Annotated in this window: 33 protein-coding genes; 27 read left to right on the top strand and 6 right to left on the bottom strand. The window is 58.5% G+C overall.

Annotated elements, in window-relative coordinates:
- Positions 1-8: 8 nt before the first annotated feature.
- A complete protein-coding gene (locus LIX91_RS18580; protein ID WP_032703435.1) occupies positions 9-221 on the bottom strand; it encodes a hypothetical protein in 213 nt (70 codons plus the stop codon).
- An 84-nt stretch (positions 222-305) separates the two neighbouring features.
- Here LIX91_RS18580 and LIX91_RS18585 point away from each other — a divergent pair, with 84 nt between their 5' ends.
- On the top strand, positions 306-656 hold the full coding sequence (locus LIX91_RS18585) for a helix-turn-helix domain-containing protein (protein ID WP_032703434.1): 351 nt from the start codon (positions 306-308) through the stop codon (positions 654-656).
- Positions 657-744: 88 nt separating this feature from the next.
- A complete protein-coding gene (locus LIX91_RS18590) occupies positions 745-927 on the top strand; it encodes a hypothetical protein (protein ID WP_032703433.1) in 183 nt (60 codons plus the stop codon).
- 39 nt (positions 928-966) lie between these two features.
- On the opposite strand, the gene LIX91_RS18595 is transcribed toward LIX91_RS18590, so the two are convergent.
- The 3 genes from LIX91_RS18595 to LIX91_RS18605 all read right to left on the bottom strand — a co-directional run bounded on the left by LIX91_RS18595 (position 967) and on the right by LIX91_RS18605 (position 4,135).
- Positions 967-1,227 (bottom strand): ogr/Delta-like zinc finger family protein, encoded by a 261-nt coding sequence (locus LIX91_RS18595; protein WP_187599918.1) that lies wholly within the window; start codon positions 1,225-1,227, stop codon positions 967-969.
- 75 nt (positions 1,228-1,302) lie between these two features.
- A complete protein-coding gene (locus LIX91_RS18600) occupies positions 1,303-2,154 on the bottom strand; it encodes a phage portal protein (protein WP_222944550.1) in 852 nt (283 codons plus the stop codon).
- Positions 2,081-4,135: a terminase large subunit domain-containing protein gene (locus LIX91_RS18605; protein ID WP_096105715.1), complete on the bottom strand. Its 2,055-nt coding sequence runs from the start codon at positions 4,133-4,135 to the stop codon at positions 2,081-2,083. Before LIX91_RS18605 ends, LIX91_RS18600 begins: the two co-directional genes overlap by 74 nt.
- 161 nt (positions 4,136-4,296) lie before the next feature.
- Between LIX91_RS18605 and LIX91_RS18610 the strand changes: the two genes are divergently transcribed.
- From LIX91_RS18610 to gpM, 3 genes are read left to right on the top strand one after another with little or no spacing between them, the layout of a single operon-like run.
- Positions 4,297-5,238: a GPO family capsid scaffolding protein gene (locus LIX91_RS18610; protein WP_226488932.1), complete on the top strand. Its 942-nt coding sequence runs from the start codon at positions 4,297-4,299 to the stop codon at positions 5,236-5,238.
- A 1-nt stretch (position 5,239) separates the two neighbouring features.
- Positions 5,240-6,262 (top strand): phage major capsid protein, P2 family, encoded by a 1,023-nt coding sequence (locus LIX91_RS18615; RefSeq protein ID WP_024662766.1) that lies wholly within the window; start codon positions 5,240-5,242, stop codon positions 6,260-6,262.
- Entirely contained in the window at positions 6,259-6,981 is a 723-nt protein-coding gene (gene gpM, locus LIX91_RS18620; protein ID WP_129484561.1) for a phage terminase small subunit, read from the top strand. Before LIX91_RS18615 ends, gpM begins: the two co-directional genes overlap by 4 nt.
- 141 nt (positions 6,982-7,122) lie before the next feature.
- Here gpM and LIX91_RS18625 read toward each other — a convergent pair whose 3' ends face one another.
- Positions 7,123-7,419 (bottom strand): hypothetical protein, encoded by a 297-nt coding sequence (locus LIX91_RS18625; RefSeq protein WP_226488933.1) that lies wholly within the window; start codon positions 7,417-7,419, stop codon positions 7,123-7,125.
- Between the two features lie 35 nt (positions 7,420-7,454).
- Between LIX91_RS18625 and LIX91_RS18630 the strand changes: the two genes are divergently transcribed.
- The 22 genes from LIX91_RS18630 (at position 7,455) to LIX91_RS18735 (ending at position 23,802) form a co-directional block, all read left to right on the top strand.
- On the top strand, positions 7,455-7,916 hold the full coding sequence (locus tag LIX91_RS18630; protein ID WP_226488934.1) for a head completion/stabilization protein: 462 nt from the start codon (positions 7,455-7,457) through the stop codon (positions 7,914-7,916).
- Positions 7,913-8,356 carry a phage tail protein gene (locus LIX91_RS18635; protein ID WP_003420277.1) on the top strand — a complete coding sequence of 148 codons (444 nt, stop codon included), beginning with the start codon at positions 7,913-7,915 and terminating at the stop codon, positions 8,354-8,356. Before LIX91_RS18630 ends, LIX91_RS18635 begins: the two co-directional genes overlap by 4 nt.
- On the top strand, positions 8,346-9,014 hold the full coding sequence (locus LIX91_RS18640; RefSeq protein WP_032655889.1) for a phage virion morphogenesis protein: 669 nt from the start codon (positions 8,346-8,348) through the stop codon (positions 9,012-9,014). The genes LIX91_RS18635 and LIX91_RS18640 overlap by 11 nt, the downstream gene beginning before the upstream one ends.
- 14 nt (positions 9,015-9,028) lie before the next feature.
- Positions 9,029-10,141 carry a DUF2586 domain-containing protein gene (locus LIX91_RS18645; RefSeq protein WP_226488935.1) on the top strand — a complete coding sequence of 371 codons (1,113 nt, stop codon included), beginning with the start codon at positions 9,029-9,031 and terminating at the stop codon, positions 10,139-10,141.
- A 3-nt stretch (positions 10,142-10,144) separates the two neighbouring features.
- Entirely contained in the window at positions 10,145-10,597 is a 453-nt protein-coding gene (locus LIX91_RS18650; protein ID WP_003342306.1) for a phage protein, read from the top strand.
- A complete protein-coding gene (locus LIX91_RS18655; protein ID WP_004407224.1) occupies positions 10,597-10,806 on the top strand; it encodes a TraR/DksA family transcriptional regulator in 210 nt (69 codons plus the stop codon). Before LIX91_RS18650 ends, LIX91_RS18655 begins: the two co-directional genes overlap by 1 nt.
- Complete coding sequence (locus LIX91_RS18660; RefSeq protein WP_004415377.1) at positions 10,806-11,012, top strand: hypothetical protein; 207 nt, start codon at positions 10,806-10,808, stop codon at positions 11,010-11,012. Before LIX91_RS18655 ends, LIX91_RS18660 begins: the two co-directional genes overlap by 1 nt.
- Positions 11,009-11,536, top strand: coding sequence for a lysozyme (locus LIX91_RS18665; RefSeq protein WP_088236224.1), 528 nt, complete (start codon positions 11,009-11,011; stop codon positions 11,534-11,536). Before LIX91_RS18660 ends, LIX91_RS18665 begins: the two co-directional genes overlap by 4 nt.
- Entirely contained in the window at positions 11,533-12,012 is a 480-nt protein-coding gene (locus LIX91_RS18670) for a lysis system i-spanin subunit Rz (protein WP_088236223.1), read from the top strand. Before LIX91_RS18665 ends, LIX91_RS18670 begins: the two co-directional genes overlap by 4 nt.
- 33 nt (positions 12,013-12,045) lie before the next feature.
- Positions 12,046-12,336 carry a putative phage tail assembly chaperone gene (locus LIX91_RS18675; protein WP_003342295.1) on the top strand — a complete coding sequence of 97 codons (291 nt, stop codon included), beginning with the start codon at positions 12,046-12,048 and terminating at the stop codon, positions 12,334-12,336.
- Positions 12,337-12,356: 20 nt separating this feature from the next.
- On the top strand, positions 12,357-12,500 hold the full coding sequence (locus tag LIX91_RS18680) for a DUF6890 family protein (protein ID WP_003342293.1): 144 nt from the start codon (positions 12,357-12,359) through the stop codon (positions 12,498-12,500).
- 5 nt (positions 12,501-12,505) lie between these two features.
- On the top strand, positions 12,506-14,875 hold the full coding sequence (locus LIX91_RS18685; protein ID WP_226488936.1) for a phage tail tape measure protein: 2,370 nt from the start codon (positions 12,506-12,508) through the stop codon (positions 14,873-14,875).
- Positions 14,875-15,192, top strand: coding sequence for a DUF2590 family protein (locus LIX91_RS18690; RefSeq protein WP_003342289.1), 318 nt, complete (start codon positions 14,875-14,877; stop codon positions 15,190-15,192). The genes LIX91_RS18685 and LIX91_RS18690 overlap by 1 nt, the downstream gene beginning before the upstream one ends.
- On the top strand, positions 15,189-16,358 hold the full coding sequence (locus tag LIX91_RS18695; protein ID WP_226488937.1) for a baseplate J/gp47 family protein: 1,170 nt from the start codon (positions 15,189-15,191) through the stop codon (positions 16,356-16,358). Before LIX91_RS18690 ends, LIX91_RS18695 begins: the two co-directional genes overlap by 4 nt.
- Positions 16,355-16,879 carry a phage tail protein gene (locus tag LIX91_RS18700; protein WP_004407232.1) on the top strand — a complete coding sequence of 175 codons (525 nt, stop codon included), beginning with the start codon at positions 16,355-16,357 and terminating at the stop codon, positions 16,877-16,879. The genes LIX91_RS18695 and LIX91_RS18700 overlap by 4 nt, the downstream gene beginning before the upstream one ends.
- A gap of 8 nt (positions 16,880-16,887) precedes the next feature.
- Positions 16,888-19,230 (top strand): phage tail protein, encoded by a 2,343-nt coding sequence (locus LIX91_RS18705; RefSeq protein WP_226488938.1) that lies wholly within the window; start codon positions 16,888-16,890, stop codon positions 19,228-19,230.
- Positions 19,227-19,727 carry a hypothetical protein gene (locus tag LIX91_RS18710; protein ID WP_044422702.1) on the top strand — a complete coding sequence of 167 codons (501 nt, stop codon included), beginning with the start codon at positions 19,227-19,229 and terminating at the stop codon, positions 19,725-19,727. Before LIX91_RS18705 ends, LIX91_RS18710 begins: the two co-directional genes overlap by 4 nt.
- Positions 19,717-20,649 carry a hypothetical protein gene (locus tag LIX91_RS18715; RefSeq protein ID WP_044422703.1) on the top strand — a complete coding sequence of 311 codons (933 nt, stop codon included), beginning with the start codon at positions 19,717-19,719 and terminating at the stop codon, positions 20,647-20,649. Before LIX91_RS18710 ends, LIX91_RS18715 begins: the two co-directional genes overlap by 11 nt.
- Positions 20,646-21,176 carry a DNA-binding protein gene (locus LIX91_RS18720; protein WP_122233290.1) on the top strand — a complete coding sequence of 177 codons (531 nt, stop codon included), beginning with the start codon at positions 20,646-20,648 and terminating at the stop codon, positions 21,174-21,176. Before LIX91_RS18715 ends, LIX91_RS18720 begins: the two co-directional genes overlap by 4 nt.
- Entirely contained in the window at positions 21,173-21,883 is a 711-nt protein-coding gene (locus LIX91_RS18725) for a hypothetical protein (protein ID WP_226488939.1), read from the top strand. The genes LIX91_RS18720 and LIX91_RS18725 overlap by 4 nt, the downstream gene beginning before the upstream one ends.
- Positions 21,856-22,827 carry a hypothetical protein gene (locus LIX91_RS18730; protein ID WP_226488940.1) on the top strand — a complete coding sequence of 324 codons (972 nt, stop codon included), beginning with the start codon at positions 21,856-21,858 and terminating at the stop codon, positions 22,825-22,827. Before LIX91_RS18725 ends, LIX91_RS18730 begins: the two co-directional genes overlap by 28 nt.
- A gap of 96 nt (positions 22,828-22,923) precedes the next feature.
- Positions 22,924-23,802 (top strand): DUF2971 domain-containing protein, encoded by an 879-nt coding sequence (locus LIX91_RS18735; protein WP_226488941.1) that lies wholly within the window; start codon positions 22,924-22,926, stop codon positions 23,800-23,802.
- A gap of 41 nt (positions 23,803-23,843) precedes the next feature.
- Here the strand turns inward: LIX91_RS18735 and LIX91_RS18740 are convergent, their stop codons facing one another.
- A complete protein-coding gene (locus LIX91_RS18740) occupies positions 23,844-25,502 on the bottom strand; it encodes a hypothetical protein (RefSeq protein WP_226488942.1) in 1,659 nt (552 codons plus the stop codon).
- Positions 25,503-25,527 lie beyond the last annotated feature (25 nt).

Below are 25,527 nucleotides of genomic sequence, written 5' to 3' on the forward strand. Positions count from 1 at the left end.
GTGTGCCATTACCTTGTAATCACGCCGTCTTTGATCCCGAGGAGGACGGCAGCTCGATGTGCCTCCCCGCATCTACATCGGCTCTGGCCACTCAGCACTGCGTACACTGTGCTGGGATTCAAATTGTGCTGCAGCGCAAATCCTCTGGCCGTCTGGCCACGACGCTCAAGAGCTTCACGTGCAGCTATACGGGCTTGCTCGGTGATGGTGCTGTTCGGCATAGTGCAATTCCATGCATTTTCATGTGGTGTGGAATGCAGAATGATGCACATAAGTGCATTTGTAAAGCCATTGGATGAATAATTTTGCACTCTTCTGAAGAGATCGGCTCGCGACTGCGCGAAGAGAGAATGCGGTGCGGACTTACTCAAGAGCAGGCCGCCAAAGCGGCTGGCGTTGTGAAGCGTACTCAAGCGAACTACGAAGCCGGGTCGAGCGACGCGCCGGCAATGTATCTGAGCATCGTTGCACGTGAGCTGAGCTTCGACGTCATGTACATACTCAACGGCGTCCGAACTACACTCAGTTCTGGTGAACTCAGCGAAGTTGAGGACCAGATGATTCAACAGTATCGAGCAATACCTGAGCACGACCAGCATGCGATTCGACGTTTTCTGAAGGCCATGGCTGATGACGCGAAAACGCATATACGATAAGGCGTGAATGATTTTCCCCGGCCCACACAAAACAGTAATGCCATGGCCGATAAAGCCTCCTCCCCTATGTATTTCAAGGAGTTAAGGCATGTCAGATATGACAAACGTAGCGTGTGATTCTCGTAACCTGAGCTATAGCCGGGAGTACATGCACGGCCTTGAGGAGCAACAGATTATTCAAGGTTTTCGCCGGTTGACTGATGATGAAAAGCGCAGAGTGCTGCGCCTTGTCGATCTGTTGGTTTGTCACCCTGAATGTGAAGAGGATTAATGCGCTGATCGCCGGCCTAGTCGGTCGGCGGTTCTCACTTCACGCGACCGCTTTCCTTCCCAACTGCTCAAACAGTTCCTTCTGTTTGTCAGGTGTCAGATCCCTTAAACGATCAAAAAGCATCACGTCCAGCTGCTGCCCGGACGGCCGGAGTGTGTGCGAAAACGTCAGGTTGGCCACCCATGTATGGCCGCAACCGGCGTCCAAGCATTGGCAGTACAACTTCACATACGCCCTAGTCACTTCCTCCCGTGAGCTGATCCGTCCCTTGTGCCCGCATGTTGTGCAATAAATCCGCATGTTCCCTCCCCAGGGCCATCCTATAGCTACTATTTTGCCATATCTGTAATGGCATTATCTGTGCTTTCGGTCATATCAAGCCGTTACAGATGTATCCGGCAGCGGTTTCCAGGCGAACCGCCTGTCCTCTCGCAAAGTCGCATTAGCCTGGTCAAACAGCTGACAGATCGGCCTGATCTCGTTGCTGGTGTAAACGCGATCGATCTTCTCGATGTCACCGAATCCGCCACTGTTCTCCGGGATGATTCCGGCCAGCGCCGGGTTCATGCGCCAGGCCGCGATCACGTCATTGCGCGTAATGTTCTTCACCTTCTCCAGTTCGTCCTTGGCCTGGAAGTCACCCACCGGGATGATCTGAATGGCCTTCTCAGAACCGCCTGGAATGTTGACGAACATCGATCGGAAGTTGCCCACGCCTTTGCTGGCCGTGATCTGGGCACGCAACTCCTCTTCGTCCTCCTCGGTCAGGTTCGGGTCGTTGGTGTAGAAGATGTATCCCGCGTGCGCGCCGTTGCTGTAGTAACGCCGGCGAAACAGTGTTGCTGCCTCGTTGAGCAGCAGTGCCTGCAGACCGCCCAGGTACTCAGGCACGCCGTAAATGTTCTGTTCGACGTCGTAGTTGAGGACGTGCTCGATCTCGTCCGCGTCGAACTCCGTTTCTCGCCCGTTCTGCTCCAACTGGATGAACCCACCGTCGACCTTGACCCGCATATTGATGGCCGGCAGGTGTCGCAGCTCCAGAATCTGGCCCAGCAGGTTAGGCACCCGGTAGAAGTACGCTTCGCCAAACACCATGAAGTCCAGCGCAGCCCTACCTATTTCGGCCACTGACAGGCCGGCTGAAGGCATGAACTCACGCAGCAGCAGATTGCGCTTGAACCCTGGTATGGCACCGTGGTGTGCGTTGGCCTTGAGCAGCTTGGCCAAGCCTCTCCGCGAAACCGGCGGCGTGTAAATGCGACCGTCGTCGCTGGCGAACACGCCCAGGTACTGCGCGATGTTGTCGGTCAGCACGGATTCCGGAGCACCGAATGTGAACGCGCGCATGGGACGTTGCGCCGGTTTTTCCTGCTGCAGGGTTTTGGGTTTTGCCATGGGGATTTGATCCAGTGAGAGCGTAGCGACTGCGCCGCTTTTTGTCCGTGTTGAGGGGTTCGTACTGCAGGGCGTGCATAACCGCCCAGGCCACGTCCGCGTGACCGGTCGCGTCGGTTCGCGACGCGCTGTAGGTCACTTGGCCGCTGGCGGTTGTGCCGCGCTTGATTGTCAGGAAGGCCTGAGCGATATCGTTCCAACCGGCGTCCCATTCGATGCGGCTGCCCTGGATGGTGTCCTGCGCCTTGAGCACCAACAGGTTCTTGGTTTCCAGGCTGTAGTGGATCGAGGTCGCACGCGGGTAGAAGTCGCGCACCAGGTCGAAGACGCCGTAGCCGATACCGGTCGTGTCGATCCCGATGTGCTGAACGTTGAAGCGCTCGGTAAGCTTCTTGACCTGCTCGGCCTGGTACTTGAATGACTGGCCACGCCAGCTGTGCTTCTCCAGGATCCGGAACTTGCCGCCGTTCTCCAGCGGCGGTGCGATGACCACGCACGTCGCGTCGTCGCGTGTCCGGCTCGGGTCGTAACCGATCCAGACCGGGCTGTTGCCATACGGGCGCGGATCGTCCGGGTCGAAGTCGGCCCACAAAGACAGGTCCGAATAGCAGCGCTCCAGATCTGCCAGGGAAAAAGCGCTCTGGCTGCTGTCGATGAACTTGCACATGAACAGCTGCTGAAACTTGTCGTCGTCGTACTCCAGCTGCAGCTGCTCAAGGTCGAACAGATCGCAGCCACCGGCGATGGCGTCCAGGATGGTGATGACCTTGCGCCACTGACCGTCCGGACACAGCGCGCCGGCAGAGATCTGTTTGTCGCTCGGCCAGGGATCTTTAGCCGCCTTGCGTTTGCTGTTGCGGAATTTCTCACCCTGCCAGAACGGGTACGCCTGGTGCGATACGGCGCTGGGCGTGGAGAAATAGGTTTTGCGCCACTTCTTATGGGTCGCCATGGCGCTCGCCACGGTGTTCAGTTTCTCGAAGTCGCGGATCCAGAAATATTCGTCGACATACACATGGCCATGGTGACCCTGCGCAGTGCTGCTGTTGGTACTGAGAAAGCGCAGCTCGGCCCAGGGCTTGCCGTCCTTGCTGAGTACGATCGGGTTGCCGGTCAGCTCCAGGCCAAACCACGCCTGGGCAAAGGCGATGATGTAGCTGCGGAAAATCTCGGACTGGGCGCGGCTGGCCGACAGGAACACCTGGTTATCGCCGGTCAGCACCGCGTCCATGAAGGCTTCGCCGGCGAAGTAGTAGGTCAGGCCCACCTGGCGGCTTTTGAGGATGTTCCGGATCCTGGCGGTCAGCGGGTTCTGTTTCGCGGCGAACAGCTCTTTCTGGTAGCCGTACATTTTGCTGATGAACTTGTCGAGAAAGTCCACTTCGCGCAGCTCGCTAACGTCGTTCTTGACCTTCTTTTCCCGCTTCTTGCCATCGCGCTTGCCACGCTCCCGACGCTCACCGCGTTGATCATCGGGGCGATGGCCATCGTTGTCCTGGTCATCACGGACCGGCGCAGTCACCGGCTTTACACACTGCTTAACCAGTCGTTCGCGAACAGTCGTCAACCGGTCCAGTTCGTCCAGCTCGCCCTTGGTCAGCGAGTCGGCTTTCTCCAGAAGCAAGGTGATACGCCGGCTGACGGCGGTCAGCGGTTCTTCATCCGTCAGCATGTCTTCCCAGCCACCAACGCGGATCCAGTGGTACACGATCCGGATGTTGGGCAGGTTCAACTGCGCCTGAATTTCCTTGGCCTTGTGACGGCGTAGAAACAGGCGTTTGGCGGCTTCTTTGACTTCGGTTGAGTAGTACATGGGCCGCAGTCTATGCGGCGAAAACGCGGAAAACGTGCAGTTAAAATCCGTGTTTCTCCTATAAATCAAATATAGGAGAAGTGCGAAAGTAAACCGTTTGTTGGAGGCGTTGCGGCTCCCTATCTTGGGGCCTCAACTTACCGATGAGCGCAGTTCTTCCCATGCCCCGTTCCCTTGTCAGCTTCTGGAAACGCGTCGCCACCAGCGGTCCTACCGTCGATGGTCGCGTCATCACGCCCCAGGAACTGCGCGACATCGCCGAGACGTACAGCACTACTACTTACACGGCCACCATCTGGTCCGAACATGACCGCTGGCCAGGCTCCTACGGCACTGTGTTTGCCGTGCGCCTGATCGAGGACGTCGAGGGTCTGGCCCCCGGCCAAGTCGCGCTGGAAGCGCAGTTGAAGCCCAACCAAAAGCTGTTGTGGCTCAACGACCAAGGCGAAAAGCTCTTCACCAGCATCGAGATCATGCCCGACTTCGCTGGCACTGGCAGGGCGTACCTGACCGGCCTGGCTGTCACCGACGAGCCGGCGAGCCTTGGCACTCAAGAACTTTACTTCTCCCGCAACCCCGGCAACTCCGGCAACCCCGGCAAGCGCGTGCACTACGCGGCGGCCGTCCCGCTGGGTTCGATTGGTGAAGACGAACCGCAGGGCGAGGTGGCCAAGCTGTTCAGCATGTTCACCGGCCTGTTCAAGCGCTTTGGCATTGAAGAGGTGCCAGCCGAAACCACCCCGCAAACCCCTACTGAGAGCAAACCCCCAATGGATGAAGCTACAGCCAAAGCGCTGCAGGCCTTGATCGAACAGCAACTGATCGTTACTGCCGGCATTCAGGCGCTGATTGACAGTTTCGCAGAGGCACCGCCGGCCCCCGACCAGGCCCCGATCGACGACGTACAGACGGCGGTCGATGACATCGTGGCCACCGCCGAAGACGAAAAGCAGTTGAGCCGCAAGGGCTCGTCTAACGCCGCAGTGCTGGCCGGCATGAACAAGCTGCAGGCGCAATTCAGCGCGTTGCTGGACAAGCCGGAAGGCCGCCACCTGTCACGCACCACTGGTGCCGCTGACCCTAAACCGAAGCGGGTACTCTGACATGGCCCAGTCACTGAGCGCATACGGCGCGAAGATGTTCGCGGCCCTGCAGGTTTCCCTGGCTGAATCCTACGGCGTCGAGCTGGCCAGCAAGACGTTCAGCGTCGAGCCGTCGATTGCCCAGGAACTCAACGAGGCGATCACCCACAAGTCCGATTTCCTGCAGCGCATCAACGTCATCGGCGTGACCGAGATCAAGGGTCAAAAGGTATTCCTGGGCGTCTCTGGTCCGGTGACCGGTCGCACCAACACCAAGACCACCGATCGCGAAGCCAAGGACGCCTCGGCGCTGGATGACAACCAGTACGAGCTGTATTCCACCGAATCTGACGTCAGCCTGCCTTACGCCAAGATCGACGCCTGGGCCAAGTTCCCGGACTTCCAACAGCGTTACTCCGCTGCCGTGCAGAAGCAGATCGCACTCGACCGTCTGATGATCGGTTTCCACGGTCTCAAAGCCGCGCCGCAGACCAACCTCACTGAATTCCCGATGCTGCAGGACGTGAACAAGGGCTGGTTGCAGATCGCTCGCGAGCAGATCCCGGAGCAGGTTCTCAAGGAAGGCAAGGTCGCTGGAAAGGTGACGCTGGGCGAAGGCGGTGACTATGCCAACCTCGACGCCCTGGTGCATGACACCAAGCAGATGGTCGACGAGCGCGTTCGTGATGGCGGCGACCTGATCGCAATCATCGGCAGTGACCTGCTGGCGGCTGACAAAGCCAAGCTGTACGCCAAACAAGGCGATCTGCCAACCGAGAAAGAACGCATCGAAGACGCTCAGGTCATCGCGACCTATGGCGGTCTGCCAAGCTTCAGCGTGCCGTTCTTCCCGGTCAACGCCGTGGTGGTCACCAGCTTCGACAACTTGTCGATCTACTTCCAGGATTCCAGCTGGCGCAAGCAAACCATCGATAACCCGAAGCGCTCCCGCGTCGAGGATTACAACAGCCGTAACGAAGGCTATGTGATCGAGCAGCTGGAAAAGTTCGCCATGACTGAAAACGTCGAATTGGTGAAAGCATGAGCCTGGCACTGGCGCACAAACGCCGCTTGATCGCAGAAGGCCCAGCGGCTGCGATCGCCGGTGCCCAGATGGCTTATTCGGCTGACACCGCGCTGTCCAGTCCTGCCAATGCACGCAAGCATTTGAAGCTGATGGAAGACGCCTTGGCCGGTGATCTGGAGCGCATCAGCGCGATCAATAGCCGCGAGCAGCGCCAGATGCTCAAGCGTGACGAGCTGCTGCCCAAGTACCTGGATTACGTACAGCGGTACCGCGATTCGGAATTGAATTTCCAGAACTCGGTGCTGGTGTATGTCCTGATCTGGCTGTTCGACACCGAGCAGTTCACCCAGGGCCTGGAGCTGGCCGACTTCGCAATATCCCAGGGCCAGGCGCTGCCTGAGCGCTTCAACCGCGACATTCCGACCTTTGTTGCAGACGAGGTGATCGACTGGGCCGAGGCGGAATTCAAGGCCAGGCGCAGCCCTGAGCCCTACGTTTCCAACCTGCTGCCCCGTGTGGATGGCGAATGGCAGCTGTATGAGCGCATCCCGGCGCGCTACCACAAGTTGCTGGGAATGATCGCGCTGCATCGCAAGGACTGGCCTGTCGCTATTCACCACTTCGAACGAGCCGAACAGCTCTACGAAAGCATCGGCGTAGGGACACGCCTGTCTGACTGCCGCAAGGCGCTGGCCAAGGCGCAAGCCAAAGAAAACGCCGGCAACGGCACCGAATAACCGACTACCCCCCCCCGGCGAGAAACTGTGGATGTGAGCCAACCATTTTATGGCCCCTGACCCACTGAAACAGTTTTCCCGCCCCTAATACAAAAAGCCCCGCACTGGGCGGGGCTTTGTGAGGCACAGATGTTTAACGGATCACTGCGAGAGCTTATCTATCGCCATCTTCCCCTCGGGGAAGGTCGCGGTGACTTCCAAACTACTGCCTCCCAGCACGTGGACGCACTCCCTCAGTGCTATGACGTACCGGTCAGCGACTTTCAGCGCTGCCTTTATCGTCGCCACATGATCACCTTGGGTGCGCATAAACATAAGCGCCATTGCGTGTGCGTCCTCAAGTCTTCTATCGGAGAGCTGCTGCTTACGCCTGGCAGCAGTCTGGCGCGCCTTAAGACGCTCTTTCATAGAAACAACCGTTCCTTGTTCGTCGGTCATGTTGAGCAGTCCTCCTTGGCTTGTGGGGAAAGTGTATGAGCTTTTCCGGAAAACCCACGGTGCTGGTAGACGAACGGATCGGGAACGATGGTTTTTGGCCCGACCTATCGATAGCCGAGTTCCAGAAAGGTTACCGCCTGCCGGCGGAGTACCTGGTAGAGATGCTGGCCGCCGATCTGAACATGGCCATGGTCGAGGTCAATACCGACCTGGCCAAGTTAAAAGCGCGATGGCAGGGCGCTGGCGTGTCCAACGTTGAGTCCGCAGACACCACCGTCCTGCCAGAGCGCACCTTTCAAGCGGGGACGTATAAGCGCGCCGTGTACAGCCGGGCGAAAGCCAGCTTGCTGACCCAGTTCGCCACGGTCAGTCGTCGCGAAAGCGCCGAAAACGTGGGCAAGGAACTGCCAGAGCGCTCCGAAACCTTCCTCGCTTTCAGTCAGGCCGCCGTGCGGTCGCTGCAGGGCCGTGGCCGCATCACGGCGGCGCTGTTGTGATCAAGCTCAAGGCTTTGACCGCCTACCTACTTGAGCGCCAATTGGTTGCCCCTGAGCAGCTCGACAGCTGGACCGACCAGGTGCAGGTCGAGCTGGTCTGGAAGCCTGACACCCAAGGCATGCACATGGGTGACATGAATTACGGCGCGACCATCTCGATCGAGCGGTTCGCGGATCACCCTGCGCGCCTGTTTGCCCTGGTAGGCAGTTGGCTGGAAACCCACGACCAGGACCGCGACGGTCTGCCAAACGTGGTGTTCGATGTGGTCATGCTCGACAACGATCTGGCCGACGTCGACATCAAGCTGCAGTTCACCGAGGCGCAATACCTGGCCGAGGATCCTGCCGGCGAGATCGAGGCCTTTGGCAGAACCTGGTCGTTCGTACCGTTCGAACTGTGGGTTGCTGAGAGCGGCGAGGTGACCGGTCATGGCCTTTGATCTGGACATTCGCGGCATGCTCGAAGCCCAGGACCTGCTGGCTTTGATGGAGCTTCCGACGCCCAAGCGCAGACGTCTGTTGAACAACGTGGCCAAGCGCGTGCGCAGTCTGAGCCGCCAGCGGATCCGCAACCAGCAGAACCTGAATGGAACTCCGTTCGCTGCCCGCAAGGACACGTCCAAGGGCAAGAAGAAGATGGAAACCGGCCTGGGCAAGCTGCTCGATGTCACTCGCCTGACCGGTACCGAAGCGGAACTGGGCTGGCGTAACACGCTGACCCGCTGGGTTGCCTCGCAGCAGCACAACGGCGTGTCCGAACGGCGCACCGCCGCGCAGATGCGCCAGTGGAACAAGGTTCCGCCGGGCACCGCCGCTACGGAAAAGCAGGCCAAGACCCTGCGCCGGCTGGGTTTCAAAACCCGGCAGGAAGGCAAAAAGACCCTGACCCGCCCATCCGTGGCGTGGATCCAGCAACACCTGAACTACGCCCGGGCGGGATTGCTGATCCGCGTCCTGGACGACGAACGAGCCGAATCCACCGGTGCGCAAAGCTGGAACATCCAGCTGCCTGCGCGTCAGTTCCTCGGTGCCAGCGACAGCGAAACCAGCCAACTGGTGAACCTGGTGCTGCAACAAATCCTTAATTCACCCCGCTAACGAGGCACCGCTTTATGGCACTCGGCAAAGTCAGCGTTAACAATCTCAACCTCGGCCAGGGTGCCGTGAGCGAGATCGAACGCTATTTCCTGTTCATCGGTCCCGCCGCCAAGAACGTCGGCAAGCTGGTCCCGTTGGACACCCAAAGTGATCTGGACGTCCAGCTGGGCGTTGCAGACAGCGACCTGAAAACCCAAATCCTGGCAGCACGCAGCAACGGCGGCGATCGCTGGGCATGCATCGCTGCTCCGATCGCAGGCGAAACCACCTGGCAACAGGCGCTTGAGAGCGCCACCCGCAGTTATTCCTTCGAAGCGGTGGTGATCGTCAATCCGGTGACCACTCAGGCCGAGCTGTCAGCGATGCACGTTGCAGCCAATGACCTGAGCAACAAGCTGGGCCGCCGCGTCTTCGTGCTCGCCGCGACTGCCGGCATTGCTCCGCAGTTGAGCTGGAGCGCTTACGTTGTCGAGCAGAAAGCCATCGTCGACGGCCTGGCTGCGCCTCGGGTTCTGCCGGTACCGCAACTGCACGGCAATAACCTGGGCGTGCTGGCCGGTCGACTGGCCAATGCCGCCGTGAGCATTGCCGACACGCCGATGCGCGTTGCCACCGGCGCGGTCCTGGGCCTGGGCGCTGAACCCAAAGACATGGACGGCATCCCGCTGAGCACCGCGGTGCTTTCACAGCTCGACGCAGCACGTCTGTCTGTGCCGCAGACGTACCCGGACTATCCGGGCACCTACTGGGGCGACGGCAACATGCTGGACACCCCCGGCAGTGACTTCCAGATGATCGAGAACCTGCGTGTCGTCGACAAGGCCGCCCGCCGCGTGCGCGCTCTGCTGATCCGCTACGTGGGCGATCGGACCCTGAACAGCTCGGCCAACAGCATGGCGACCACCACGTCCAAGCTGATGGCCCCGCTGCGCGCGATGGCCAAGTCCACCAAATTCGCCGGCCAGGTGTTTCCAGGCGAGATCGAGCAGCCCAAGGACGGCGACATCGTGCTGACCTGGACGAGCAAAACCTCTGTCGTGGCCTACCTCAAGCTGCGCCCCCTCAACTGCCCGAAAGACCTGACCGCGAACATCGCGCTGGACCTTTCCGTTACGGATTCGGAGTAACCCATGGCCGCAAAAATTGGCGGTAAGAACTTCGACGTGAACCTGGGCGATCTGCTCGTTCACGTCGAGGCCGGCACCATCGACATCACGGACAACAGCACCGTGGCCCAGACCAAGGGCGTGCCCAACGGGCACGTCGACGGCGATGTCGCTGCAGCCGGCGAACTGGAGCTGGACACCACCAACTTCAATCTGCTCATTGAGCAGGCCAAGACTGCCGGCAGTTTCCGCGAGCTGGAGCCGTTCGACATCGTGTTCTTCGCCAAGGCCGGCGAAGAGGAGCTGCGCATCGAGGCCTTCGGCTGCAAGGTCCGCGTGTCGAGCCTGCTGAGCATCGATCCCAAGGGCGGCGCGAAGAACACCCACAAGGTGCCGTTCGACGTCACCAGTCCGGACTTCATCAAGATCAACGGCGTGCCGTACCTGGCTGCTGCTGAAATCGAGGGCCTGACGTAATGGTTTGCCCGTTCGATCGTGCGCAGGCTCTGGAGCAGCGACAGCGCGACCAGGCCATTGCGGCCCAGTTGGCCAAGCCGCGAGCGAGCGGGCCGAGCCTCACCCATTGCCAGGACTGCGACAAGGAGATCCCTCCGGCGCGCCAGGCGTTAGGCGGCATGACCCGTTGCGTGCCTTGCCAAACCCTGACCGAAAAAGGACTTCGCTGATGAGCACGAATCAAGTTGCTCAAGACACAGCCATTGCCCTGGTAAAGGCATCGCCCGCCATTGGCGTTGCCGCCACGGGCGCGACCGGTGCCGTCGACTGGTCGACAGTGGCCTACATGCTGACCGCGTTCTACATGGTGCTGCAGATCCTGCTGCTGATCCCCAAGTACCGCCAGATGCTGCGTGAGTGGGAGACCAAGGCATGAGCCTGCGCGTCAAGATCACCGCTGGCTTGCTGCTGCTCTGCAGCGGCACGTTGACCGCCTTCCTGGGCACCTGGGAAGGCAACGGCCAGAACGTGGTGTATGCCGACAAGCTGGCCAGTGGTTTGCCCACGGTCTGCAAGGGCATCACCAAGCACACCAGCCCGGATCCAGTGCTGGTCGGTGAATATTGGTCGGATGCGCGCTGCGCCGAGGTGGAAGGCCTGGTCATCGCAAAGGGGCAGTTGAGCCTGGCCGACTGCCTGACCAACCAGGCGATCGGGCAGAACACGTTCGACGCCTTGAGCAGCCATGGCCACAACTTCGGCGTGCCGACGACGTGCGCGAGCCGTGCCGTGGGCCTGATCAATGCGGGCCGCATTGCCGAGGGCTGCAAAGCGCTGGCCTGGGCTTCCGACGGCACGACGCCGGTGTGGGCCTACGTGACCGGTGCCGATGGTCGTAAGACCTTCGTTCGTGGCTTGCACAACCGCCGGCTGGCCGAAATGAGGCTGTGCCTGCAATGACCATCAGCCCGCTGCGCCTTGCCCTGTTTTTGCTGGTGGTCGGTCTGCTGACCTGGGGCGCTTTTGAGTACCAGGGCAACCAGCTCGTCGCTGCCCGCGCTGAGCTGGTCGACGCCACTGCAGAACTGCACACCGAGCGAGAGGCGGCGCGCCTGGCCCGCGATCAGCTGGAAGCGCGGGACCAGCTCGACACCCACCACACCGAGGAACTGAACCGTGCCCGCGCTCAAATCAACACTCTGCAGCTTGCTGTTGCTGATGGCAGTTACCGGCTGCGCATCAAAGCTGTCTGCCCCGCAATGCCCGGTGCCCCCGGCACCGCCGGCCTGGCTGATGCAGGCAGCGCCGAACTCGCAGCAGACGCTCGATCGGATTATTTCACCCTCAGAGACGAGCTTGCCCTCAGCCGGCAAATGATCCTCGGCCTGCAGGACTACATCCGCCAGGTCGTGCAACGCACGCCGGCACAACCCTGACCCTTTACAACTCAACCTTACGGAAACACCGACATGAGCGAAGTAAACCGCAGCATCACCCTGGAACGTGGCGACAAGGAATTCACGTTCAACCTGACCCCGCAGGTGATCACCAAGTACTTCAATGCCACGACCCAGGCCAACAAGGTCGCGCCGGCCCACAACCTGCTGATGGGCACCGTCAAGGACGAAGACAAGGCCGCACTGAAGGCGCTGCTGGAAAACCCGATCACCACCATGACCCTGGCCGGTGCGTTGCTTGAAGAGTATTCGCCGGACGTTGAAGTGATCGTAAAAAAGCCCTCGAACATGCCGAAGGCCTGACCCAGGACGGGCTGGGCCAGTTGCTGGCCCTGACCCAACGCTGGCTGCCTGGCGCTGAGCCCACCATTGAAAGCATGGGCACTGCCAAGTGGCTTGAAGACGAACACTGGAGACGCATGGAAATTGCCGTCGCCAACGGCATTTCCACTGCCTTTAACGGATAACCCTGATGGCTGACCGTTCCGCCCGCCTGGCTTTCATCCTGAAACTGACCGACAAGGTCAGTGCCCCGTTGGGCAAGGTGAAAACCAGCTTCAGCGACCTTGCCGCCAAGAGCCAGCAGAACATCATTCAGATGGGCGCGGGCCTGGCCGGCATGGTGGGGGCGGGCAAGGCCATCACCGAATCACTGGAACCGGCGCTGGAAGTGAACCGGGCGCTGGGCGACATGCGCGCCTTGGGCACCACTGAAGACGCGCTGGCGTCGCTGAACCGGACTGCCCTCGAATTCTCGATCACCTACGCCACCAGCGCCGCCGAGTTCGTGGCGTCGTCACGCGTCATCGATGGCGCGATCAAGGGCCTGGTCGGCGGCCAGCTGGCCACCATCACCAGTGCCAGCAACCTGTTGGCCAAGGTCACCAAATCCGACGCCGAAACGACCGGCGCGTACCTGGGCACCATGTACAACCTGTTCAAGTCCCAGGCAGACAAGATGGGCAGGGTGGAATGGGCCCAGCAACTGACCGGCCAGACCGCGCTGGCGGTGAAGCTGTTCCGCACCGATGGTGCCCAGTTGAAAGACGCCTTCAAGGAAGTAGGGGCGATCGCCACCCAGGCCGGTGTCAGCTTTGCCGAACAAATGGCGGTGGTCGGTACGCTGTCCAGCACCATGGAAGGCGGCGACGCCGGCGGGCGCTACAAGGCGTTTTTCGAAAACCTCAGCGCGGCTGCCGAAAAAACCGGCCTGAGCTTCACGGACGCCGCCGGCAATGCACTGCCCATGCTGCAGATCATGGACAAGCTGCAGGGCAAGTACGGCGACCTGACCAGTGCTGCTGCCGGCACCAAGCTGATGGAAGTGTTCGGCGGTGAAGGTGCCCAGGTGATCGGCGCGCTGGCCAAGGACACCGATCGGCTGCGCAACGGCATTGCCGAGCTGGGCAAGGTCCGAGGCCTGGAGAACGCCGAGAAGATGGCCAAGGCCATGGTCGACCCCTGGCAGCAGTTCGGTAAAGCCGTCGAAGCGCTACGCATCGCCTTCGGTCAGTCCCTGATTCCGACGCTGACCCCGCTGATGGATCGCCTGGTGGGCATTGCCAAGACCTTGACCCGCTGGACGCAGCTGTTCCCGAACATCACCCGCATCATCGGTATCACCACACTGGTGGTCTTTGGCTTCATCGCCGCGATGTCGCTGCTGACCCTGGTAGTCGGGGTCAGCAAAATGGTCTGGCTGGGCATGCTCACCGTGTGGAAGCTGCTCACCTGGCAGGGCTTCAAATCGATCGCCATGTTCCTGTTCCACACGGTCATGGTTGCGGCTTTCGTGGTCGGCCTGATCGGGCTGTACACCTGGATGGCGATCGTGCGCGTCGGCATGTTGCTGTGGCAGGGCGCGATCTGGTTGGTCAACGCCGCCATGCTGGCCAACCCGGTGCTGCTGATCGTGGCCGGCATTGTCCTGTTGGCCGCTGCCGTGGTTGCGGCGGTCGTGTACTGGGACGATCTGTGCACGGCGCTGATGAACACCACCGCGTTCCAGTGGATCAGCGATCAGATGGCCAAACTGTCCAGCTGGTTCGACTCGATGGGCGGCTGGTCCGGCATCGCCAAAACTGCCTGGGACAGCATCCTGTCCACGGTGAAGGGCGCAATCAATGGCCTGATCGAGATGGCCAACAAGATCCCCGGTATCAACATCGAGACCACGTTTGGCGATTTGCCAGAGCCGCCGAAGGTGCCCGATCTGCCTGGTCAGGTGGGCGCACCTGTACCGGGCCCACAGCTGCCGGCAGTGGTGACCACACCGCCGGCGGGCACAGTGCCGGGGGCGAAAGTCGCCTCGGCTGCGCAGACTCCCGCAAGTCAGTCACCCAAGCCCCTGGCTCTGGTACCGGCTGCCGTCGCTCAATCTGCGCGTGTGCAGGTTCCCGCACCTGCAGTTCAGGTCCAGCCGGGCCAGCCCATCAGCCTGCCGCAACCCAACGTGCTGCCCTTCAAACCGCTGCAGATGCCTGCTCCGCAGATCAGCCAGGCCGACCCGATCATGCTGCCGCCTGCGTCGGCTGACCTGGCGTTTTCTATGCCGGCCAAAGCTGCTCTGCCAGAGCGCGTCGAGAAGGTCATCGAGCTGCCCGCCAAATCGGACAAGGGTATCGAGGCCCGCAAGGCGATCAACGCCAATACGTCGATCAGCCCCACCAAACCGCAGGCCGTCCCGAAAGGAGGACTGATGCAAAGCTTCCAGAACCAGAGCAACGCCATGAACCCCAACCAGCGCCCCGGCACCCATGTCGAGACACTGAATATCAATACCTCCAAACCGATGACACCGCTGGAACTGGAAAACATGATGGCCATGGCGGTGGGCGGCTGATGAGTGAATACGTTGATCTGTTGATCATGAACAACGACCTGGTACTCGATCCGGCCCGCCAGCCTCTGCTGGTGGATGACCGCGCCTCGATCGCTCAGGACATCGCGCACCTGATCCGCGAAAGCGGCCTGCTGATCACCCTGGTGGCCGAGCGCGACCGGTTGCGTCAGCGTGACTGCATTCAGCAGATGGAGCTGCTCGTCGAGGATGACGAACGCCTGGTACCAGGCACTGCGCAGATCGAGCAGACCCAGCCGGGTGTGTACCTGGTGACCGCCACCACCGTGAAGTTCGGCCAGGTGGAGATCACCCTATGACCGTCGACTTCAAAAAGGCGCTGGGTGACTCCGGCATTCCGACCACCGAGGCGCAGCTCAAACAGGCCTGGGAAAAGCTGGCTGTCGAGCAGGGCAGCACGCTGACCAACACCAGCGCGTACAGTCCGTTCTGGCGGATCATCACGGCGCTGGTCACAAAGCCGGTGCTGTGGCTGCTGGAGTTCGTCAGCGGCACGGTGCTGCCGAATTTCTTCGTCAAGACTGCCGGCGCGCAGTGGCTGGACATGCTGGCCTGGGCGGTGAACATCGAGCGCAAGGCCGCGACGGTGGCCGTTGGTGAGCTGCTCTTTACCCGCGCCAATACCGGTGGCGAGCTGGAAGTGCCGATCGGCACTGTCGTTCAGTCACCGACCCTCAATGGTCATATCTATCAGTTGGTGACCACCGAACCGCGCAGCTTTGAAGAGGGCCAGAGTCAGCTGGTGGTACCGGTCAAGGCCGTGGGAGCCGGCAGCGGCTACAACTTGGCACCTGGTTATTACGCCGTGCTGCCTCAGTCGGTACCGGGCGTTGTCCAGGTGGTGAACAATACCGACTGGCTGCAGACGCCTGGCGCGGATTCCGAGCATGACGACCAGTTGCGTCTACGCGTGCGCAACCAGTTTTCGGCGGTCAACCAATGGCACACCGATGCGGTGTACCGGGCGATCATCACCGGGTTTCCTGGGGTTGCCGCTGACGGTGTGTATTTTGAACACGGCGCGCCGCGTGGACCAGGCAGCGCCAATGCCTTCGTGCTGTTCGACGCCGGCGTGCCCGCCGATACTTTCCTCGAGCAGATCAACACGCATATCCGCGATGGCGGCAACCATGGCCACGGCGACGATCTACTGGCCATGGCCATGCCTGAAACCCTGCACGCGATCAGCGTCAACGTTTGGCCGGTGGCCAACCTCACCGTGCTGCAGCTGCAGACGCTGCAGGCCGAGATCGCGTTGTTCATCCGCGCTGCGTTCCGCGAAAGCACCCAGAGTGACTACGCGCCGACTCGCACATTTCCCCTGTCGCGTTTCAGTTTCAGCCGCCTGACCGAAGAGCTGCACGTCCAGTTTCCGGATATCAGTTCGTTGCGGTTCGCCAACAGCGACATCGTCTCGGCCTTGGACATCCCGCGCATCAGCACCCTGGCGGTGGTCCTGCAATGATCAAGCTCAAGCTGCCGTTCTGGCTCGAAGGGCTGGAGCTGACCAAGCTGGTGGCCACCGCCCAGCTTTGGTGGGAACAGGCCACCGAATGGCTGCGCTGGCCGTACCTGCAGTTCGACGCGGACACCTGCCACCTGTCGATTCTGGAGCTGTGGGCTTGGCAGCGCGACGTCACGCGGTTTCCCGCCGAACCTGAAAGCCTGTTCCGGTTGCGGGTCAAGTACGCCTTTATCAACTCCGTGGACGCCGGCAGCACTGCCGGTTTGAAACGCATCCTGGAGCGCCTCGGCGTGGGTTATGTCGAGATCCAGGAACGCATGCCCGAGCGCGACTGGGACGTCGTGTTGCTCACCCTGAGCGATTCCCAACTGTCCGAGAACCCCGACCTGTTGCGTGTGCTGATCCGTCAGTACGGACGCACCTGCCGCCGGTATGACTTCGTAACCATCACCCCGGTGCGGCTTGCTGTTGCCCTGGTGGATTTCAATGACGATCAGCAAACGCTGGTCGCCAGCCTTTAGGAGCCCTCATGGCTGCAAGCATTACCCTCGCCGGCGAGAAACTGATCGCCCAGAAACAAGCGGCCAACCTGCCGCTGACCGTGGCCCGCTTCGTGCTGGCCAACGTGCCAGGCCTCAATGTGAGCGGCCCGGTCAATCGCGCCGGCGTGAAGCCGCCAGCGGCCCAGATCGTTTACACCGCAAACATCACCCAGCAGGGTTACGTAAACCCTAACCAGGTGGTGTACAGCCTGCTGATGGGCACCGATATCGGTGACTTCGACTGGAACTGGATCGGCATGGAGACCAGCGACGACGTGCTGCTGTCGGTCGCCTACGTGCCTGTGCAACAGAAGCGCAAGAACATCCTGCCCGACCAGATCGGCAACAACGTCACGCGCAACTTCCTGTTGGTGTTCGACGGTGCCCAGCAGCTGACCGGCATCAAGATCGACGCCAGTACCTGGCAGTTCGATTACACCGCGCGAATGAAAGGCATCGATGAGCGCGAGCGCATCAGCAACCGGGACATGTTCGGGCGCGCCTGCTTTTTCGGCGCAGGCCTGCAGCTGCAGAAGGTGGGCAATGCCTACCAGCTCAATCCGGGCGTGGCTTATGTCGAAGGCGTTCGCCTTCAGCTTGATGCCGTGCTGCCTGTGACCGTGCCGGCAGTGCCGACCAAAGCGTGGCTGGATGTGGTGCTGCAGCGCGAGCTGAACGACGTCGTGGCCGCGTTCAAAGTTGTGTTCGGCCAGGAAGCGAAGGTCGACTACACCGACAGCGCCTCGGCCAGGCACTACCTGGTGCCGTTGGCCGACATCACCGGTACCAGCAGCTTGGTCGACCTGCGCCCGATCGAGGCGATCGACAGCGAGCTGATGAAGTACTTCGCAGCGCGGGTTGGTGACTATCCAGATCTGCGCGCCCGTGCCACGACCAAGGAAGACGTGGACTTGGGCAACCTGCCCAACGCGATCAGCGACGATCCGAACAGCAACAGCAGTGCCGTGCTGGCCACCACCAGAATGGTCAATGCCGTGCGCACGGCAATCAACCAGGCGATCGCGTCAATTGTTGACGGCTCGACTACCGTCGGCAGGGCCGTGCGTCTTGTTACGCCGCGAGCCTTTCGATTCAACGGTGCAGCCAGCGGCATCGGGACCTATGACGGCGCGAGTGATACCAATATCACCCTGACGCTGGCCGATAGCGGTGTAGCGGCAGGCACGTACACAAAAGTAGCCGTCAACCTGAAAGGTCTGGTCACCAGCGGCAGTAACCCGACAACGCTCGCCGGCTACGGCATCACCGATGCGTACAGCAAGGATGACGCTAACGGCAGTTTCGTGAAGCAAGGCGGCGGTCCTGACCAGAAGACCAACCGGATCAACATCGGCTGGACCGGCGCGATGCTCAAAGTAAGCGTCGACGGCAGCGACATGGGCAGGATCTGGACTGAAACGTCATTCAACCCCAATGACAAGGCCAACAAGGCGACCTCGCTGAGCGGCTACGGGATCACCAACGCCTATACCGTTGAGCAGGTCAACGACTTGGTGGGCAGACGGGTACTGGCCGACTCCATTGTTCACGCCGGTTTTGCCAGCAACAACACTGACTATCCGTATTTCCGTCGTATCTCGGATGACAAGGTTTATTACCTGCAGCCGCAGATCGGTTACACGCCATTGCAGCAGGGCGGCGGTGCCGGCCAGAAGACCAACAAGGTGTATATCGGTTGGTCGGACGTCGGTCTGAAGTTGACGGTCGACACCACGGACATGGGCCGAATCTGGACTGAGCAATCGTTCAACCCTAACGACAAGGCCAACAAGTCTAATTCGATCGCTGGCTATGGCATCACGGACTGTTACACGGTCACTCAGGTTAACTCTCTCGTGAACCAGCGCGTCGCAGGGGATGCCATCCAGACCGCCGGTTTCGCCAGTGACAACCCGGAGTTCCCCTATTTCCGTCGTACCTCTACCGGCGGCATTCATTACCTGCAGAACCGCCTGGGCTATACGCCTGTGCAACAGGGCGGTGGGGCAAGCCAAGCGTCCAACCAGCTGCGTCTTGGATGGGCAACCAACGGCGCGGGTATCCGGGCGCAAGTAGACGCTTCCGACCTTGGTCTGCTGTGGGGCGAACAGAATTTCTACCGACCGGACAACAACAACTTTCTGGCGGTATCCATCACTGCGACTGAAGTGCGACTGCCCGCTGGCGGCACTTGGTGCTATTCGCTGATGCACTACTACTCGGGCGGTGCCGGCGTGATCGGTCGAAGTGGCCAGGCAGCTGGCGGCACCGTTATTTCATTCAGCGGCGGAAGCACCATTTACGGTTTCGCCTGGAGGTACGCAGCATGACAGACGTGAAACTTGAAACCCCTGAAGAGGTCCTGCCGCCGATTTTCGCGGCTCCCGAAGAGCCAGTGGCTTTGGGCGTGTCCTTCTCCGATGTGGCCACTAAAAACGATGGCTCGTTCGTGATAACCGTTGCTGGCAACCGTTGTCATGTTACCCAGGACTACAACCCGCCGCTTTACCAGGCTGTTGTCGACTATCTGGACGCCGGTGGCCACGCTACCGAGTACGCCGAGGACATCGTTGTCCAGGCCGACCCGGCGTTGCTGGCCAAGCTCTGGGTGGAGCTGCGTTTGAAAGTCTCGGACAACTTGGTATCGCAGTACCGCGATGCTCGCGATCTGGGCGGTGAACTGCCGATCACACCCGAGCAGTTCACCCAGTTGCTGACCTGGCGGCAGGCAGTGCGTGAATGGCCGCAGGTGTCTGGCTACCCAAAGGAAACCACGCAGCCGGTTACACCGGACTGGATCGAAGCGGTCGTGCTCGATGGCGAATGAATGGGCACCGATCAAACTGCAATGGCCGGTGCAGGCCACGCAGTGGATGGATCAGATGGCGGACGCTCGGGAGTTGATCCAGAGTGAAATGGTCATCACCGGTCAGCGCGTATCGACGCTGGCCGATATTGCCACCACCAGTCCTGGTCTGATCGCAGGGGCTGCGAAGTCCGCCATCAGTGCCGGACGTGATGCGTTAGTCGCGCAGTTCGAAAACATTCCGTCATGCATTGTGGTGACACCGTTTCAGCACGGTGTAGGGCAGGGCAGCGGTGGTCACCAACGCTTTCTGTCTGCGCCCAACCTGCTGCAGCTGCTGGCCGACAAGTTGACTGACACAACCGACGCAGTCCGTCCGCAAGGTCAGCAGAGCGCCCTGGTACTGATATTCCTCGCCACGCGCCTGGACCAGCTCGCCGCGACGCTGGGGCGGTTCAACGTGGTGTTGCCTATGCCTGACCTAGTGCGCGCCGAGCGCCGTGCCGAACACCTGGCCAAGCTGGAAGTGGAAAAATGGATCATGCCGATCGCCGGGCAAATGCCGCTCTGGAGCCAGTTGCCGCTGCAGCGCTGCCCGATCACCAAGCTGGCCAGCCAGTCCATGGCCGGACAACTGGCGGTACTCGAAGGCTATGCCGCCGACAGCTCGCCCATGGCGGACCTTGCAGATCTGCAGGCGCGAAAGAAGGCGCAGATACAAGAGCGCGAGCAACAGTTGGCCGATCTGAAAGCCCAGTTCACCAACAGTGCCGACGACGTATCGATACAGTCCAGGATGCTGGGACCGGGTGACCTGGGCCAGCTGCGCCGCGAACTGCTCGAAGGCGAAGCACCTGGTCATGAATGGCCGCTGTGTGCCGGCGCATTGTTGGTCGGATCTGCGGAGAGCCTGAGCTTTGTCCAGGAACTGGTGGGCCTATGACGCTGCTACTCAATGGCGAGCAGATCGTCGGCCACCGCATGAAGCTGACGGCCAACCTCAAGATCGAGGCCGACGAGCTGGGCGGCCAGACATCGGCTACCGACAAATCGCACAAGGGGTTCAAACCCAAGACGCTGACCGTCGCGCTGACAATCCCCTACAAGGCCCTTGAGGACCTGCGCACTATCATGCGCCTGGCCGAGGCGACTGCAGGCGGTGGCCAGCTCCAGACCTACCGCATCGTGAACGACACGGCCAAGGCCTTTGGCATCCGGCAGGTGACGTTCTCTGACGGGGTCAGCGCCCGCGAGGACGACACACTGGCCCAATGGATCGTCCAGTTCACCCTGAGCGAGAAGCTATCCAACCCGGAGAAGGTCGAGAACCGGCGCGCCGGCAACGGCGTCACGTCGCAGTCAGCACCAGGTGATGGTGTTACAAACAGCGGATCTGGCACGCCCGAAGAGCTGACGGGCTTTGAGGCAGTGCTCAAGAAGGTGGACAGCTACCTGGGTGGAGCGTCATGAGCATGAAACTGCACAAGGTGCTGTCGATCGGCGGCACGGTCATGCCGCTGGTCAACGACGATGTCCGCCTTGACCTCAAGAGTCCGGGCCGCGCTACGTTCACGATCAAGGCCGGCGTTACCGTCAAAGGTTTGGTCACGTTCGATATCGGCTACAACGAAGCGGTCCTGCAGCGCCATTTCATTGGCTATGTTGAACGCTGCACTGCCACCAACGGCATCGAGCAGGTGGTGCTTTGCCGCGAGTTAGCCGCGGTGCTGGCCAACCCGTTGCCCATGAACCTGCGCCACGTGGATCTGCGCGCGGCACTGGCCGATATCGGCAGCAAGACCGGCCTGCGTTTCCGGGTTCCGGATCAGGCCTACACACGCGTCAAGACACCGTTTTTCTACAACCTGGCCGCTGGGTACCAAGCTCTGGACAGCATGGCGCGGGTGTTTGGCATCAAGGACTTTATCTGGCAGCAGCAGGGCGACGGCGAGATCTACGTCGGTGCCTGGGCTGACAGTTTCTTCGGCGCTCGGTCGCCGTTGCAGTTGCCGGTTAACCTTTTCGACGGTTACCAGGGCAGCCAGAGCGCGATGATTGCGGCCTTGCCAGGCCTGCGACCAGGCGTATCAATCAACCAAGGCGAGCGCATCACGAACGTGACGCTGGCCGGCACGCAGATGGCTATCAAATGGACGACGCAATCAAGCGCAGCGTAGAACGACAATTCCCTGAACTCACCGGCGGCTATCACTTGCCGCGCTTCGCCAAGGTGGTGGCCGTGGCGGATGCGCCGGCCAGCGCTGGACTGTGTGACGACTTCCGTCCGCGCTTCTCAGTCGACCTGCAGGTGATGGGGCCGGACGGCGAGATTGATACAGCGCTGCCGGTACTGGCCGGTGTGCCGCTACCCATGCCGGTGGGCGGTGATGAAATGGGTTTCTTTGCCTTTCCGGAGGAGGGCACCAGCGTAGTGGTGTGTTTCGCCTACGGCCTGCCGCATAAGCCTTACATTCAGACGATCCTGCCGCATGGCCTGACACTGCCGAAGGTGCCCAAGGGCGACCAGGTGTGGCAGCACAGTGACGCCGTGCAGCAGCGCGTCGACGCGGATGGCAACTGGCTGCGCAAGACCGACGGCAAGATCCAGGACCAGGCGATCGAGCGGGAAGTCGACGCCATGACGAACACTGAAAGCTTCCAGAGCCACACCAGGACGGTGGACGACCATTCGACTGAGTCAGTGGGTGGGGTGAAGAAGATCGAGGCTCTGGGAGCGCTCAAGCTGCTGTCGGGCGGATCCGCGAGTTTGGCGGCAGTGGACGACCTGCACCAGGCAACCGGTCGTGACCTGAACCTGGTGGTCGGCCAGAAGCACAACGCCACGGTGGGTGGCGACATGCACGAGCGTATTCAGGGGTTACGAGAGAGCATCACCAGCAAGAGCCAGCGGCTGCAGGCTCCTAAAAACTGGGTTGGATCGGGTGGTGTAAACATCTTTCAGGTGGTGTGTGACCTGCTCGATTTGGTTCAGGATATGAACACCCAGATGGCCGCGCACACGCATGGGCCCACGCCGGTACCTAGCAATGCAGCTGAGTTTACATCTGATGCTGCAACAGCATCACTACTTTATATGAGATTGAAGGCTGCGACTTTGTAACAGTCGGTTTTAGGAGGTCAAAAAGTGAAAGACACATTTCGATCAATATAGTAGTTTGTAGAAATATGGGCTTTTAATATGGGTAGTGGGGTATCTATGCCAAAGTACTTTTATAAATATACCAGTTCGGCTGTGGCAAAAAAAATTATTGAGAATGGTACTCTGCGCTGGTCTACGCCAGGGTCACTGAATGATCCGTATGACATACAGTTTGATTTTAGAACTGACCATGATGTTGAAAAGATCCGCAAAATTGTGATGGATAACTGGTGGGGGTTATACACTGGTGAGTTGCAAGGCGCAGAGGACAATATCGTGGTGGCGCTAATTGGTCTAGTGAAACAGTCAATGCCCAATCTTTCAAAAGATTTTTTTAATCAAAAGTTTAGCGGTGCGGTGGAGCAGGCTGTACAGGTTTTAAATGAGAAGATCGATGCTTTTAATAAAGAGGTTAGAGGTCATATGTCTACGGTGAAAGTATTATGTTTAACCGAGTGTCCAGTTAGCCAGCTTATGTGGGCTTATTATGGTGATAGTAATAAGGGCATTGCACTTCGATTCGAATCCGATCCGGAAATTGATAGTCCATATGTCACAGCAAAACCTATGCGCTACCAAAAGCACATACCTAATCTGTACGATGACGAGGATTTGGCAGGATTCATTTCCGGGGTTTCAAGTATTAGTGATAAGTACATTTTGGAAAAGTTAATATACACTAAGTCTGATGCGTGGGCTCATGAGAAAGAATGGAGGCTTCAAAGTGGTGATGGGCGTAATAAGTATGATGCGTTTGAAGATATAAAATTCGCAAAGTCCGAGCTGACGGGTGTCATATTTGGTTGCCGTATGCCAGAGGAAGAGCGCACTCTATTGGCGAATATGGTTCGACTCCACTATCCTCATGCAGAGGTACTTCAGGCTGAAATTAGATCTGACGAATACCAGATTGAAATATGCATGTCCAGTTATTAGCTGATTAGCAGTCTTGTGTAAGTGTCGTGCAAAGGAGAGGCTCAAACGCGTATCAACCATGCGTGTATCAGCTCTTTTGTTTGCCCATCAAATTCAACGCGCATTTTTTCAATATGAGTTACTAAATTTGCTTCTACGCCAAAAAAGTCCACCACGGATTTATTCTCCCTAGGGTGAGTACTATTCCATTTCTTAAAAAGTGTAACGTATTTTTCTGAGTAGTGGATTTCACCGTTCTCACTCAAAGTGAAACATGCATTTATTCGTTCGCTTTTAAATTTTGAGATCTTCTCAAATAAATCTTGAGAAACTGCGAAGAAAGATGTGGGGTTCAAAAATCTTTCCAAATGAGTAATGTCTAGTCCCTTGGTGTAGCGCAGAACATTGCTGGTGTTGTAGAGGCTGCGCATAAAATCCTCAGCGAGAATACCAAACTCGTGAAGTGCTCTAAATGTAAGAAGCAGAGTGATCTTTGACGTTATAGAGAATATTTTTTCATGAGGGTAAACCTCTAAGTCAACAGCGTCACCGTGAGCAATAGTGTCTCTTACTTTTTTCAGTAGTATGAATTCTTCATTTGACAGGTTTATGGTTTTAAGGATGTTTGCATCAGTGTTAAGGATGATATATTCATACTTTTCTTGAAAGTGTAGTTCCTTCCTCGGTTTTGGTAGCGCACAATTTAGTATCGCCCTAATTGCTGCTACGCCCTCACTGCTAACTAAAGTATTGAGATTTTCAATCTGTTGAATTATGCTCTCTATTGTAGCAAGTTTATTGCTCGTGGGCTTGATGTTATTCAGTTTTGTAATGCTCGTTGCGTAAGAGTCGAGTAGGCTTACATAACCTAAGACTTTATATTCCCAAAAACCCTGATATCTCTGCATTCCTGCTAGCCGAACCCAAATCGATTCACGATGCTTTGAATTAAAATAAGAGTTTAGTATTCCCGGCCAATGTAGATCTAGCATTTCACGACGAATAAGCGAGTTGCGCCAGAATCTGTTTCTCTCAAACTCTTTTTTAGGACGCTCAAAAGCTGAGAAGTAAGTTGGCAGCCAATTCCTTTTTGCTCCTGTGACCCAAATGCAAGTGATAGTTATTGGAGCAGCAATCAATATGGAAAAAAGGCATGCCAAGTGATGAGGCTTCTCTCTTACTTCAGAGAAATCGAAAAGAGCTTTATCTTTTGAAAAAATGAAATTCACATATTCAACAAGTACACGCTCTTCTACTCTATTGTTAATAATGAAAGAAGAAACTTCACTGCTTATTTTAAATTGTTCGCGATCAGTTTGTACTGTTGCATCTATAGGTGGTGGAGCATTGCTCCAGTTAAGTGACTCGCCAACGTTACCCTCTATACGTTGATCATGCAGAAACCATTCAGATATATCCGCGTATCTTATTATAATACTGCTAACGCCCAACTCTATTTCACCCGAAATTAAGAGGTCGGCGTATATAGTTAAGTCTTCTATCTCGCAGTTTATTAGGGTAAAAATGTCACCGCTTGCTGTTATGGCCTGTATATTGGGCTCTCCTTCTGGAATGGGAAAGCTATCAAACCCACTAATGTTAACACTGATAAAGTTACCCGCTCCAAACTTAAGAGTTCCAGACCCTAGCAATTTTTTATTTTGGCCATGCAGCTCAACTGAGTACTCATGCTTTTCTGAAAAGATAATTTCATTAATCATCGTCATTTCCTATGATCGTTGATGT

Source organism: Pseudomonas sp. B20 (assembly GCF_020515755.1).
Lineage (GTDB): Bacteria > Pseudomonadota > Gammaproteobacteria > Pseudomonadales > Pseudomonadaceae > Aquipseudomonas > Aquipseudomonas syringae.